This window comes from Streptomyces sp. NPDC088732, assembly GCF_044751205.1.
Classification (GTDB): domain Bacteria; phylum Actinomycetota; class Actinomycetes; order Streptomycetales; family Streptomycetaceae; genus Actinacidiphila.
On the sequence record NZ_JBIVLI010000023.1, the window covers coordinates 15321 to 31016 of the forward strand.

Sequence of the window (15696 nt, forward strand, 5' to 3'; positions counted from 1 at the left end):
TCCAGGGGTCCGTAGGGGGCTGTTAGGGGTTGTCCGCCGAATCGCGAGCTGAATATTCTGACCGCTGGCCAGCCGATTTGATCACCAAAGCGGCTGCTGCGTACCAGATGCGATTCCCGGATTTCCGATAATTTTCTGACGGCGCCTGCTGCAAAATAGGTGGTTGCGTTAAATGGCGAATGAAGAGACGCTGCGGGACTACCTGAAGCTGGTGACGGCGGATCTGCATCAGACGCGTCAGCGGCTGCGGGACGCCGAGGCGAAGAGCCAGGAGCCGATCGCCATCGTGGGCATGGCGTGCCGCTACCCCGGCGGCGCGACGTCGCCCGAGGACCTGTGGCGGATCGCCGCCGAGGGCGTCGACGCGATCTCCGGTTTCCCCGCGGACCGCGGCTGGGACCTGGAGGCGGTGTTCCACCCGGACCCCGACCACCCGGGCACCAGCTACGCCGACCAGGGCGGCTTCGTCTCCGACATCGCCCGCTTCGATCCGTCGCTCTTCGGGATCTCGCCGCGTGAGGCGCTGGCGATGGACCCGCAGCAGCGGCTGCTGCTGGAGACGTCGTGGGAGGCGTTCGAGCGGGCCGGCATCGACCCGACGTCGATGCGCGGCAAGCAGGTCGGCGTGTTCGTCGGCACCAGCAACCACGACTACCTGGCGGCGCTGCTCAGTTCGTCCGAGAACATCGAGGGCTACATCGGCATCGGCAACGCGGCGAGCGTCGCGTCCGGCCGGCTCTCGTACACCTTCGGCCTGGAGGGGCCGGCGCTGACGGTCGACACCGCCTGCTCGTCCTCGCTGGTCGCCCTGCACCTGGCCGTCCAGGCGCTGCGCAACGGCGAGTGCACGCTCGCGCTCGCGGGCGGCGCCACGCTCATGTCCGCCCCCGGCACCTTCGTCGACTACAGCAAGCAGCGGGGCCTCGCCGACGACGGCCGCTGCAAGGCGTTCTCCCCGGAGGCCGACGGCTTCAGCCTCTCCGAAGGCGTCGGCGTGCTCCTGGTGGAGCGGCTGTCCGACGCCCGCCGCAAGGGGCACCCCGTCCTCGCCGTGGTCCGCGGCTCGGCCGTGAACCAGGACGGCGCCAGCAACGGCCTCACCGCTCCCAACGGCCCGTCCCAGCAGCGTGTCATCCTTCAGGCGCTCTCCAACGCCCGGCTCACCCCTGACGAGGTCGACGCCGTCGAGGCGCACGGCACCGGCACCAGCCTCGGCGACCCCATCGAGGCGCAGGCCCTGCTCGCCACTTACGGCCAGGACCGCCCCGACGGCGAGCCGCTGTGGGTCGGCTCGCTCAAGACGAACATCGGCCACGCCCAGGCCGCCGCCGGTGTGGCGGGTGTCATCAAGAGCGTGATGGCGATGCGGCACGGCGTGCTGCCGCGCCTGCTCCACCTGACCGAGCCGACGCCCCACGTGGACTGGGAGGCGGGCGAGGTGTCGCTGCTCGCCGAGGCGCGCCCGTGGCCCGAGGGCGACCGGCCGCGCCGCATCGGCGTCTCGTCCTTCGGTATGAGCGGCACCAACGCGCACGTCATCCTGGAGAGCGCCGAGACCGCGTCCGACCCGGCGGAGGCGGCGGAACCCGCCGATCACACCGGTCAGTCGACCGCGCCGGCCGTCCTGCCCGTCGTCCTGTCCGGCCGGACCGAGGCCGTCCTGCGCGCGCAGGCCGCCGCGCTGCACGCCCACGTCACCGCCCACCCGGACCTCCGCGTCGGCGACGTCGCGTACTCGCAGGCGCTCACCCGCGCCGCCCTCGACCGCCGGGCCGCGGTCGTCGCCGACGACCGCGACGGACTGCTCGCCGGACTCGCCGCACTGGCCGGGGCGGACACCTCCGCCGACGTGGTCGAGGGGAGCGCCGGCGAGGGCAAGCTCGCCTTCCTCTTCACCGGCCAGGGCAGCCAGCGGCTCGGCATGGGCCGGGAGCTGTACGAGACGTACCCGGCGTTCGCGCAGGCGCTGGACGCGGTGTGCGCGCACATGGACGCACACCTCGACAGGCCGCTGAAGGACGTGCTGTTCGGCGACGACGCGGACCTCCTCGACCGCACCGAATGGACCCAGCCGGCGCTGTTCGCCGTCGAGGTGGCCCTGTTCCGGCTCGTCGAGTCCTGGGGCATCCGGCCGGACTACCTGGCCGGGCACTCGATCGGCGAGATCGCCGCCGCGCATGCGGCCGGGGTGTTCTCGCTGGAGGACGCGTGCACGCTGGTCGCGGCCCGCGGCCGGCTGATGCAGGCGCTGCCCACCGGCGGCGTGATGATCGCGCTGGAGGCGTCGGAGGACGAGGTCCTGCCGCTGCTCACCGACCGCGTGAGCATCGCCGCCGTCAACGGCCCCCGGTCGGTGGTCATCGCCGGTGACGAGGACGCGGCCGCCCGCATCGTCGACCGGTTCGAGGGCCGCAAGTCCAAGCGGCTGACGGTCAGCCATGCCTTCCACTCGCCCCACATGGACGGCATGCTCGAAGCGTTCCGCCACGTGGTGGCCGGGCTGTCGTTCCACGCGCCCGGCATCGCGGTCGTCTCCAACCTCACCGGCGACCTGGCCGGCGAGGACATGGCCTCCGCCGACTACTGGGTGCGCCACGTCCGCGAAGCCGTCCGCTTCCTCGACGGCATCCGTCGGCTGGAGAGCCGCGAGGTCACCACGTACCTCGAACTGGGCCCCGGAGGAGTCCTCTCGGCCCTGGGCCAGGAGTGCCGGACCGTCACCGGGCACCGGGCCGCGGCCTTCCTGCCCGCGCTGCGCACCGGCCGCTCCGAGGCCCGGTCGCTGGTGGCGGCCGTCGCCGGCGCCCACGCGCGCGGGCAGTCCCCGGACTGGACCGCGCTGTTCGCCGGCACCGGCGCCCGGCGCGTCGACCTGCCCACCTACGCCTTCCAGCGCGAGGCGTACTGGCCGCGCGACGCCTTCTCCTACCTGACCGAACTCCCCGAGGACGGCCGGCCCTCCGCCACCGACGCCAGGTTCTGGGAGGTCGTCGACAGCGAGGACCTGGCCGCGCTCGCCGACACCCTCGGCATCGACGGCGACCAGCCGCTCAGCGCCGTGCTGCCCGCCCTGTCCGCCTGGCACCGCCGCCACCGCGACAGCGACCGGATCGACCAGTGGCGCTACCGCGTCCAGTGGAAGCCGCTGACCGACCTGCCGCCCGGACGGCTCACCGGGCAGTGGCTGCTCGTGCTGCCGACCGCGCACGAGGACGACCCGTGGGCGCGCGCCGCCCGCGAGATCCTGACCGCGCGCGGCGCCACCGTGCGCACGCTCGTTCTCGACCCGGCCGCCGACGACCGTACGGCCGTCGCCCGGCGCCTCGAGGAGGACGGCACCGCGCCGGGCGAGTTCGCCGGCGTCCTGTCCCTCCTCGCCCTCGACGAGCGGCCGCACCCCGAGGACCCGGCCCTGCCCGCCGGCCTCGCCGCCACCGCCGCCCTCGTCCAGGCGCTCGGCGACGCCGGAGCCGAGGCGCCGCTGTGGAACGCCACCCGGGGCGCGGTCTCCACCGGCCGCTCCGACCGCCTCGCCAGCACCGCCCAGGCCGCGGTCTGGGGCCTCGGCCGCACCGCCGCACTCGAACTGCCCGGCCGCTGGGGCGGCCTGGTCGACCTGCCGCAGACGCCCGACGACCGCGCCGCCGGCAGGCTCGCCGACATCCTCGGCGCCCCCGGCACCGAGGACCACCTCGCCGTGCGCTCCACCGGGGTCCTCGTCCGCAGGCTCGTCAGGGCCACCCGCCAGGAGCGCCCCGCCGCCGAGTGGACGACCACCGGCACCGCGCTGGTCACCGGCGGCACGGGAGCCCTCGGCCGGCATGTGGCACGCCTGCTCGCCCGCGCGGGTGCCGGCCACCTCCTGCTCGTAAGCCGCCGCGGCGCGGACGCCGAGGGCACCGGCGAACTTGCCGCAGAACTGGGCGCCCTGGGCGCCGAGGTCACCTTCGCCGCGTGCGACGTCGCCGACCGCGAGGCGGTCGCCGCCCTGCTCGCGGGCATCCCCGCCGAGCACCCCCTGACCACCGTCGTCCACGCCGCAGGCGTCCTCGACGACGGAGTCCTGGACGCCATGACGCCGCGCCGCCTCGCGGACGTCCTGCGGCCCAAGGCGTACGCCGCGCAGGTCCTGCACGAGCTGACGCGCGACCTCGACCTGTCCGCGTTCGTGCTGTTCTCCTCCGTGGCCTCCACCTTCGGCGCGGCGGGCCAGGCCAACTACGCGGCCGCCAATGCCCACTTGGACGCCCTCGCCGAGCAGCGGAGCGCCGACGGACTGCCCGCCACCGTGCTCGCCTGGGGCGCCTGGGCCGAGGGCGGCATGGCCACCGGCGAACTCGTCACCGAGCGGCTGCGCCTCGCGGGCCTGCCGGCGCTCCCGCCCGACCTCGCCGTCGCGGCGCTGCGCTCGGCGCTCGCGCTGGACGAGACCTCCGCCGTCGTCGCCGACATCGACTGGCAGCTGCTCGCCCCCGGGCTCGCCTCCGTGCGTCCCTGCCCGCTGATCGCCGACCTCCCCGAGGCCGCGCAGGCGCTCGCCGCCGCGCCCGGGACGGCCGCCGACCCCGCGGGCGACAGCGACACGTTCGCCCACCGGCTGGCCGACGCCCCGGAAGGCGAACGCGACGCCCTCGCCCTGGAGTTCGTCCGTGCCCAGGTCGCGGCCGTCCTCGGCCACGCCGGACCGGAGTCCGTCGACCCCGGCACCGTCTTCCGGGACCTCGGCTTCGACTCGCTCACGGCCGTGGAGATCCGCAACCGCCTCGCCGCCCGCACCGGCCTGCGGCTGCCCGCCACGCTGATCTTCGACTACCCCAACTCCCACACCCTCGCGGACTTCCTCCGCGGCGAGGTGCTCGGCGGCCAGGTCACGGACGCGGCCCGCCGCGCCCGCGTCACCGCCGCCCCGGCCACCGACGACGACCCCATCGCCATCGTCGCGATGAGCTGCCGCTTCCCCGGCGGCGTCCGCAGCCCCGAGGACCTGTGGCAGCTCCTCGCCGGCGGCCGCGACGCCATCACCGGCTTCCCCGCCGACCGCGGCTGGGACCTCGACGGGCTCTACGACCCCGAGGCCGCCGGCGACACCAGCTACGTCCGCGAGGGCGGGTTCCTCCAGGACGCGGCTGACTTCGACCCCGCGTTCTTCGGGATCTCGCCGCGTGAGGCGCTGGCGATGGACCCGCAGCAGCGGCTGCTGCTGGAGACATCCTGGGAGGCCTTCGAGCGCGCCGGCATCGACCCCACGACCGTCCGCGGCGAGCAGATCGGCGTCTTCACCGGCACCAACGGCCAGGACTACCTGAACGTCATCCTGGCCGCCCCCGGCGGCGCCGAGGGCTTCATCGGCACCGGCAACACCGCGAGCGTCGTCTCCGGCCGCATCTCGTACGTCCTCGGGCTGGAGGGCCCGGCGGTGACCGTCGACACCGCCTGCTCCTCGTCACTGGTCGCCCTGCACTGGGCGATGCAGGCGCTACGCGCCGGCGAGTGCTCCATGGCCCTGGCGGGCGGCGTCACCGTGATGTCCACGCCCGCCTCCTTCATCGACTTCAGCCGTCAGCGGGGCCTGGCCGAGGACGGCCGGATCAAGGCCTTCGCGGCCGGGGCCGACGGCACGGGCTGGGGCGAGGGCGTCGGCATGCTGCTCGTCGAGCGCCTGTCGGACGCGCGGCGCAACGGCCACCCGGTGCTCGCGCTCGTCCGCGGCTCGGCCGTGAACCAGGACGGCGCCAGCAACGGCCTCACCGCGCCCAACGGCCCGTCCCAGCAGCGGGTGATCCGCCAGGCCCTGGCGAGCGCCGGTCTGGCGGCCGGCGACGTGGACGCCGTCGAGGCGCACGGCACCGGCACCACGCTCGGCGACCCCATAGAGGCCCAGGCCCTGCTCGCCACCTACGGCCAGGACCGGTCGCCCGAACAGCCCCTGTTCCTGGGGTCCGTCAAGTCCAACCTCGGGCACACGCAGGCCGCGGCCGGTGTCGCGGGCATCATGAAGATGGTGCTCGCCATGGAGCACGGCGTGCTCCCCGCGACCCTGCACGTGGACGCGCCCACCCCGCACGTCGACTGGACGACCGGCGACATCACCCTGCTCACCGAGGCCCGGCAGTGGCCCGAGACCGGGCGGCCCAAGCGGGCCGGTGTCTCCTCCTTCGGTATCAGCGGCACCAACGCCCACACGATCGTCGAACAGGCCCCGGACGCCGCTGAGTCGGCGGCTCCCGCGGCGTACCTCGCCGGCCCCGTGCCGTGGGTGCTCTCCGCCAGGACCGACGACGCCCTGCGCGACCAGGCACGCCTCCTGCACTCCCGCGCCGAGGCCGACCCCGCTCTGCGCCCGGAGGACCTGGGGTTCTCCCTCGCCACCGGCCGCACCGCCTTCGAACGGCGCGGCGCGGTCGTCGCCGCCGACGCCGCCGGACTGCTGGCCGGGCTCGCCGCACTCGCGGAGGGCCGGTCGGCCGCACAGGTGCTGACGGGCTCCCCGGCGGGCGGCAGATCGGCGTTCCTGTTCACGGGCCAGGGAAGCCAGCGGCTCGGCATGGGCCGGGAGCTGTACGCGACGTACCCGGTGTTCGCGGACGCGCTCGACGCGGTGTGCGCGCACATCGACACGCACCTCGAAGTGCCTCTGAAGGACGTGCTGTTCGGCGACGACGCGGACCTCCTCGACCGCACGGAGTTCACGCAGCCGGCGCTGTTCGCCGTCGAGGTGGCGCTGTTCCGGCTGCTGGAGTCGTGGGGCGTGCGGGCGGACTTCGTGTCGGGCCACTCCATCGGTGAGATCGCCGCCGCGCACGTGGCGGGGGTGCTGTCGCTGGAGGACGCGTGCACGGTGGTCGCCGCTCGCGGGCGGTTGATGCAGGCGCTGCCGGGCGGCGGTGTGATGATCGCCGTGCAGGCTTCGGAGGACGAGGTTCTGCCGCTGCTGACCGAGCGCGTGAGCATCGCGGCCGTCAATGGCCCCCAGGCGGTGGTGATCGCTGGTGACGAGGATGCCGCTGTCGGGATCGTGGATTCCCTCGGGGACCGGAAGTCCAAGCGTCTGACGGTCAGTCACGCGTTCCACTCGCCGCACATGGACGGCATGCTCGACGCCTTCCGCGAGGTGGTGTCCGGGCTCTCCTTCGAAGCCCCGCGCATCCCCGTGGTCTCCCATCTCACCGGCGCCCAGGTCACCGACGAGATGGCCACGCCCGACTTCTGGGTGCGGCACGTCCGCGACGCCGTACGCTTCCTTGACGGTGTCCGTGCGCTGGAGGCCGCGGGCGTCACCACGTACCTCGAACTCGGCCCCGACGGCGTGCTGTCCGCGATGGCCCAGGAGTGCCTGACCGGCGGGAACGCGACCTTCGCCCCGGTGCTGCGCTCCTCGCGCCCCGAGGCCGAGACCGCCGTCGCGGCGCTGACGCAGGCATACGTGCGAGGCGTGGCGGTGGACTGGGCCGCGTACTTCGCCGGGACCGGCGCGCGCCGCGTCGACCTGCCCACCTACGCCTTCCAGCGGCAGCGCTACTGGCCGGCCCTGCCCTCCCTCTACCTCGGCGACGTCGAGGCGATCGGCCTCGACGACACCGCGCACCCGCTGCTGACCGCCGGGGTCGCCCTGCCGGAGTCCGACGGGATGGTGTTCGCCGGACGGCTCGCCCTGTCCACCCACCCCTGGCTGGGCGACCACGCCATCCTCGGCAGCGTCCTGCTGCCCGGTACGGCCTTCGTCGAGCTCGCGATCCGTGCCGGCGACCAGCTCGGCTGCGACTACCTGGAGGAACTGACCCTCGAAGCGCCGCTGGTGCTGCCCGTGACCGGCGGCGTCCAACTGCGGCTGTGGGTCGGCGCCCCCGACCAGACCGGACGCCGTCCGCTCGCCCTGCACTCGCGCCCCGAGGGTGCCGCCGCGGAGGAGCCGTGGACCCGGCACGCCGCCGGTGTGCTCTGCGAGGGGGGCCGGCCGCCGGCCGGCGGCGGCCTCGCCGAGTGGCCCCCGGCCGGTGCCCGAGCGCTGGAGCTGGACGGCCGGTACGACGGCCTCGCCGCCATCGGCTTCGCCTACGGCCCCACCTTCCGCGGCCTGCGGGCCGCCTGGCAGCGCGGCCAGGAGATCTTCGCCGAGGTACGGCTGCCCGAGGGCGTCGAGGAGGAGGCCCGCCGCTTCGGGCTGCACCCGGCCCTGCTCGACGCCGCGCTGCACGCCATCGGCCTCGGCGGCATCGGCGCCGACGACGGCCAGGGACGCCTGCCGTTCGCCTGGACCGGGGTGTCCCTGCACGCGGGCGGTGCCGCCGCGCTGCGCGTACACCTGACCCCGGCCGGGGCCGAGGGCGTCCGGCTGGAGATCGCGGACGCCTCCGGCGCGCCCGTCGCGGCCGTCGAGTCCCTGGGACTGCGTCCGGTGACCGCCGACCAGCTGGCGGCGCGGCCCGCCTACCACGAGTCCGTCTTCCGCCCCCTCTGGACGGAACTGCCGGGCCTGACCGCCCCCGTGGACGGCTCCCCGGTCCGCTGGGCCGCCCTCGGCGACGAGGCCCGCGCCCTGCTCGCCGGTACGGACGCCGACGTCCACGCCGACCTCGCGGCGCTGATCGCGGCCGTCGACGCCGGGGCGGCCGTCCCCGACGAGGTCGTCACCGTCCTCGCCGCCCACCCGGGGACCGTTCCCGCGCCGGTCGTGCACGAGGCCGCGCACGAGGCGCTCGAACTCGCCCGGACCTGGCTCGCGGACGACCGCTTCGCCGCCTCCCGCCTGGTGGTCGTGACCCGGGGCGCGATGGCCACCGACACGGCCGGCGTGGACGACCTGGCCGCGGCGACCGTGTGGGGCCTGCTGCGCTCCGCGCAGACCGAGAACCCGGGCCGGATCGCCCTCGTCGACATCGACGCCGACGGCCACGACCGCACCGGTCGGGCCCTGCGGGCGGCCCTCGCCGGCGACGAGGAGCGGTTCGCCCTGCGCGGCGACACGGTGCTCGTGCCGCGCCTGGCACGCGTCGAGAACCGCACGACCCCTACGACAGCCACAACCGCTCAGGACGACGACGCCCGCGACCGCGGTCCCGCCTTCGGGCCCGACGGCACGGTGCTCGTCACCGGCGCCACCGGCGCGCTCGGCGGCCTCGTCGCCCGGCACCTGGCCGACCGGTACGGCGTGCGGCGGCTGCTGCTCGTCGGCAGGCGCGGCGCGGAGGCGCCCGGCGCCGCCGCGCTCGTCGCGGACCTCGCCGCCTCCGGCGCCGAGGCGACCTGGGCCGCGTGCGACGTCGCCGACCGGGACGCGCTCGCCGCCGTCCTCGCCGCAGTGCCCGCCGAGCACCCGCTGACCGGCGTCGTGCACACCGCCGGCGTCCTCGACGACGGCGTCGTCTCCTCGCTGACCCCGCAGCGGCTCTCCGCCGTCCTGCGCCCGAAGGTCGACGCCGCCCTCCACCTCCACGAGCTCACCCAGGGCGCGGACCTGACCGCGTTCGTGCTCTTCTCGTCCACCTCCGGGCTCTTCGGTGGCCCCGGGCAGGCCAACTACGCCGCCGCCAACGCCTTCCTCGACGCCCTCGCCGAGCACCGCCGGGCCCGCGGACTGCCCGCGACCTCGACGGCCTGGGGTCTGTGGGACGTCGCCGACGGCATGGCCGGGTCCCTCGCCGCCACCGACGTCAACCGGATGCGCCGCGCCGGTCTGCCGCCGCTGACCGCCGCCGACGGCCTGGAGCTGTTCGACACCGCGCTCACCCTGCCCGAGCCGTCCGTCGCCCTGATGCGGGTGGACGCCGAGGCGCTGCGCGTGCTGGCGGCGGCCGGAACGCTCGCGCCGCTGCTGCGCGGCCTCGTCCGCGGCACGGCCCGGCGCACCGTCGACGCCTCCGCCGCCACCGGCGCGGCCCAGACCGAACTGCGGGCACGGCTCTCCGCGCTGCCCGCGGCCGAGCGGGACCGCGCCGTGCTCGACCTCGTCCGCACCGAGGTCGCCGCGACCCTGGGACACGCGGGCGCCGCGTCCGTCGAGCCGGGCCGCGCCTTCAAGGAACTGGGCTTCGACTCGCTGACCGCGGTCGAGTTCCGCAACCGGCTGGCCGCCGCGACCGCGCTGCGCCTGCCCGCGACGCTGATCTTCGACTACCCCGACCCGACCGTCCTCGCCCGCCATCTGCGCGGCGAACTGACCGGTGACACGCCCGCGGCGGCCGAGGCCGCCCCGGCGCCCGCGGCCGCCGACGACGAGCCGATCGCCATCGTGGCGATGAGCTGCCGCTACCCCGGAGGCGTCCGCAGCCCCGAGGACCTGTGGGAGCTCCTGACGGCCGGCGCGGACGGCATCACGCCCCTGCCGCGCAACCGCGGCTGGGACACCGAGGCGCTGTACGACCCCGACCCCGAGAGCCGCGGCACGAGCTACGCCCGCGGCGGCGGCTTCCTGCACGACGCCGCCGAGTTCGACGCCCACTTCTTCGGCATCTCGCCGCGCGAGGCGCTGGCCATGGACCCGCAGCAGCGCCTGCTCCTGGAGACCACGTGGGAGGTCTTCGAACGGGCCGGGATCGCGCCGTCCTCCGTACGCGGCAGCCGCACCGGCGTCTTCGCCGGCGTGATGTACCACGACTACGGCGCGCGCCTGCACGCCGTGCCCGAGGGCGTCGAGGGCTACCTCGGCACCGGCAGTTCCAGCAGCGTCGTGTCGGGCCGCGTCTCGTACACCTTCGGCCTGGAGGGTCCCGCGGTCACCGTCGACACCGCGTGCTCCTCCTCGCTGGTCGCCCTGCACCTGGCGGCGCAGGCCCTGCGGCGCGGCGAGTGCTCGCTGGCCCTGGCGGGCGGCGTGACCGTGATGTTCACGCCGGGTACGTTCATCGAGTTCAGCCGCCAGCGGGGCCTGGCCGCCGACGGCCGCTGCAAGTCGTTCGCGGCCGCCGCCGACGGCACCGGCTGGGGCGAGGGCGCCGGCATGCTCCTGCTGGAACGCCTCTCCGACGCCCGCCGCAACGGCCACCCGGTCCTGGCGGTCGTGCGCGGCTCCGCCGTCAACCAGGACGGCGCCAGCAACGGCCTGACCGCGCCCAACGGCCCCTCGCAGCAGCGCGTCATCCGCGCCGCCCTCGCGGGCGCCGGTGTGGCCGCGAAGGACGTCGACGTCGTGGAGGCGCACGGCACCGGCACCACGCTCGGTGACCCCATCGAGGCGCAGGCCCTGCTCGCCACCTACGGTCAGGAGCACACCGGCGACCGCCCGCTGCTGCTCGGGTCGGTGAAGTCCAACCTCGGTCACACGCAGGCCGCCGCCGGTGTCGCGGGCGTCATCAAGATGGTGCTGGCGATGCGGCACGGCGTCGTACCGAAGACCCTCCACGTGGACGAGCCCACCCCGCACGTCGACTGGTCGTCGGGCGCGGTGTCCCTGCTCACCGAGCAGACCGCCTGGCCCGAGACCGGCCGCCCGCGGCGGGCCGGCGTGTCGTCCTTCGGCATCAGCGGCACCAACGCGCACGCCATCATCGAGCAGGCCCCCGAACCCGCCCCCGCCCCCGAGGCGGAGGCCGAGGACGGCCTCGTCCCGGTGCTCGTGTCGGCACGCGGCGAGGAGGCGCTGCGCGCCCAGGCCCGCCGCCTGTACACGCACCTGCGCGACGAACCCGCCCAGGGCGCGGGCGACATCGCCTACTCCCTGGCCGCGACCCGCTCCGCGCTGGAACAGCGCGCCGCGCTCGTCGCCGCGGACCGCGACGGCCTCCTTCGCGGCCTGGACGCCCTCGCCCGCGGCGAGGACACCGCCGGAATGCTGCGCGGCACCGCCCGCACGGGCGGCACGGCCTTTCTCTTCACCGGCCAAGGCAGCCAGCGGCCCGGCATGGGCAGCGAGCTGTACGCGACGCACCCGGTGTTCGCGGCAGCCCTGGACGAAGTCTGCGCGGAACTCGACCGGCACCTCGACCGCCCGCTCAAGGACGTCCTGTTCGCCGCCGACGCGGACCCGCTCGACCGCACCGGCTGGACCCAGCCCGCGCTCTTCGCCGTCGAGGTCGGGCTGTTCCGCCTCGTCGAATCGCTCGGTCTGAAGCCGGACTTCGTCGCTGGCCACTCCGTCGGCGAGATCGTGGCCGCCCACGTCGCGGGCGTGCTGTCCCTCCAGGACGCCGCCGAACTGGTCGCCGCCCGGGGCCGCCTGATGCAGGCGCTGCCCGCCGGGGGCGTGATGATCGCACTGCAGGCCTCGGAGGACGAGGTCCTGCCGCTGCTCACCGACCGGGTGAGCATCGCCGCCGTCAACGGGCCGCGGTCCGTGGTGATCGCCGGTGACGAGGACGCGGCGGTCGCGATCGCGGAGTCGTTCCCGGATCGCAAGTCCAAGCGCCTGAGCGTCAGTCACGCCTTCCACTCCCCGCACATGGACGGCATGCTGGCGGACTTCCGCAAGCTCGCCGAGGGCCTGGTCTACGACGCCCCCCGCATCCCGGTCGTCTCGAACCTCACCGGGGCCGTCGTCACCGACGAGATGGGCTCCGCTGACTTCTGGGTGCGGCACGTCCGCGAGGCCGTCCGCTTCCTCGACGGCGTGCGCGCCCTGGAAGCTGCTGGCGTCACCACCTACCTCGAACTCGGCCCCGACGGCGTGCTGTCCGCGATGGCCCAGGACTGCCTCACTGGCGACACCGGCGACGAGGCGGTCTTCGCCCCCGTCCTGCGCCACGACCGGCCCGAGGCCGAGACCCTCGTCACGGCCGTCGCCCGCGCCCACGTCCACGGCGCCACTGTCGACTGGGAGGCGTACTTCGCGGGCACCGGAGCCCGGCGCGTCGCCCTTCCCACCTACGCCTTCCAGCGCAAGCGCTACTGGCTCGACGTGGGCCTCGGCGCCGAGGACGTCCTGGCCGCCGGCCTCGGCACCGCCGACCACCCGCTGCTCGGCGCCGCCGTCGAACTGCCCGCCTCCGACGGGCTCGTCCTCACCGGGCGCCTGTCGCTTGCCGCGTACCCGTGGCTGGCCGAGCACACGGTCATGGACACCGTCCTGCTGCCCGGTTCGGCCTTCGTGGAACTGGCCCTGCGCGCCGGCAGCGAGTGCGGTTGCGGCACGCTGGAGGAACTCACCGTCGAGGCACCGCTCGTCCTCCCCGAACAGGGAGCCGTCCAGCTGCAGGTGGCGGTGGAGGCAGCCGACGACGAGGGCCGGCGCAACCTGGCCCTCTACGCCCGGCGGGCCGACGAGGACTCCGACACGCCCTGGACCCGGCATGCCGCCGGAATCCTCGCGCCCACCACCGCCGCCGCGGACGCACCGGACCTGGCCGCGTGGCCGCCGCCCGGCGCGGAGCCCGTCCCCACCGAGGCGTTCTACCCGGCCGCCGCGGCCGCCGGGCTCGGCTACGGCCCGGTGTTCCAGGGCCTGCGGGCCGCCTGGCGGCGCGGTGACGAGACGTTCGCGGAGATCGCCCTCGGCGAGGAGCACACCACCGACGCCGCCGAGTACGGCATCCACCCCGCACTGCTCGACGCGGCCCTGCACGCCATCGGCCTGCGCGAGCCCGCCGACGGCGAGGCGGAAGGCGCCCGCCTGCCCTTCGCCTGGACCGGTGTACGCCTGCACGCGGTCGGCGCCGCCGCCGTCCGCGTCCGCCTGACCTCCGCGGAGTCCGGGGGAGTGGCCCTGGACCTGGCGGACCTGACCGGCGCGCCGGTCGCCTCCGTCGACTCCCTCGTCCTGCGGCCCGTCACCGCGGGGCAGATCGGCGAGGACCGGGCCGCCCACCACGAGTCGCTGTTCGGCGTCGAATGGACCAGGCTGCCCCTCCCGGCCGCCGCGATCCCCTCCGGCGAGCGCTGGACCGTCCTCGGCGAGGACGCCAACGCCCTGCGCGTCGGCGGCGAGTCCCTGGAGACCCACCCCGGACTCCCCGCGTTGCGCGCCGCGCTCGCGGCAGGCGCCCCGGCGCCGGACGTCGTCCTCGTACCGCTGACGGCCACGGACGACGGCACGCCCGCGGCGGGCGCACGCACGGCTGCCCACCACGCCCTCGCCCTGGTCAAGGACTGGCTCGCCGAGGAGCGGCTGGACGGCGCACGCCTCGTCCTCGTCACCCGCGGCGCGGTCGCCGCCGACGACAGCGAGCGCGTCGCCGACCTCGCTCACACCGCCGTCTGGGGTCTGGTGCGCTCCGCGCAGTCCGAGAACCCCGGGCGCTTCGTGCTGGTCGACACCGACGGCACCGACGCGTCCCTGGCGGCCCTGCCCGCCGCGCTCACCACCGACGAACCCCAGTTCGCCCTGCGGGCGGGCGAGGCCCACGCGTTTCGCCTGCGCCGCATCTCCCGCGACGCCGCCGAGACCGGGGCTCCCGCCTTCGACCCCGACGGGACGGTGCTGGTCACCGGAGCGACCGGCACCCTGGGCGGCCTGATGGCCCGTTACCTAGTGGCGGAGCGCGGTGCGCGGCACCTGCTGCTGCTCAGCCGGCGCGGCTCCGACGCGCCCGGTGCCGCCGAACTCACCGCCGACATCGTCGCGTCGGGCGCTGCGGTGACGTGGGCGGCGTGCGACGCCGCGGACCGTGAGGCGCTGGCGGAGGTGCTGGCGGCCGTACCCTCCGGGCGTCCGCTGACCGCCGTCGTCCACACCGCCGGAGTCCTCGACGACGGCATCATCGACTCCCTCACCCCGCAGCGCCTCGACACCGTCCTGCGGCCCAAGGCCGACGCCGCGTGGAACCTCCACGAGCTGACCGCCGACGGCGCGGTGACCGCCTTCGTCCTCTTCTCGTCCGTCGCCGGATCCTTCGGCGCGCCCGGCCAGGGCAACTACGCCGCCGCCAACGCCTTCCTGGACGCCCTCGCCCAGCACCGGCGCGCCCACGGCCTGCCCGCCACCTCCCTCGCCTGGGGCCTGTGGGCCACCGAAGGCGGCATGGCGGGAGCCCTGGAGGACACCGACCTCAGCAGGATGGCCCGCTCCGGCGTCCTCGGACTCGCCCCCGACGAGGGACTGTCCCTCTTCGACACCTCCACCGCCCTCGACGACGCCGTCCTCGTGCCCATGCGCGTCGACCTGGCGGCCCTGCGCTCCCAGGCCGCCGACGGCACCCTGCCGCCGCTGCTGCGCTCCCTGGTCCGCACCCCGGCCCGCCGTGCCGCCGGCACCGGAAGCACCGCCGGGACCCGCCCCGGCGCCGCTGCCACCGGGTCCCTGGAGGCACGCCTCGCCGGACTCACCGCCGACGAACGCGACCAGCTGCTCACGGACCTGGTCCGCACCCAGGTCGCCGCGGTCCTCGGCCACGGCGGCGCGGACGACGTGGACGCCGCCCGGGGCTTCCTCGACCTGGGCTTCGACTCCCTCACGGCGGTCGACCTGCGCAACCGGCTCACCGCGCACGCGGGACTCCGGCTGCCGGTCACCCTCATCTTCGACTACCCGTCCCCGGCAGCCCTCGCCCGCTACCTCGGCGAGCGGCTCGGCCACGACGACCAGGCACGCCCGCCCGTCCACGCGGAACTCGACCGGCTCGAAGCGGTCCTCGCGGCGGTCGGCCCCGACGACATCGAACGCGCCGGCATCACGTCCCGGCTGCGAGACCTTCTGGCGAAGTGGAACGGAACGCACAGTGCGCAGGACAGCGCCGCCGAGGAGCGGCAGATCCAGTCCGCGACCGCCGAGGAGATCTTCGACCTCCTCGACGACGAACTGGGGCTGTCCTGAACCGCCCCGCGCCGGCC

General features: G+C 75.4%; 1 protein-coding gene. It reads left to right on the forward strand.

Going from position 1 to position 15696, the window contains the following annotated elements:
• Positions 1–172: 172 nt before the first annotated feature.
• Positions 173–15679 carry a type I polyketide synthase gene (locus ACIP9H_RS32400; RefSeq protein WP_401962382.1) on the forward strand — a complete coding sequence of 5169 codons (15507 nt, stop codon included), beginning with the start codon at positions 173–175 and terminating at the stop codon, positions 15677–15679.
• Positions 15680–15696 lie beyond the last annotated feature (17 nt).

Bases quoted from the DNA above. Each gene is read 5' to 3' on its own strand.
- ACIP9H_RS32400 (WP_401962382.1), top strand. From the start codon at position 173: ATGGCGAATGAAGAGACGCTGCGGGACTACCTGAAGCTGGTGACGGCG.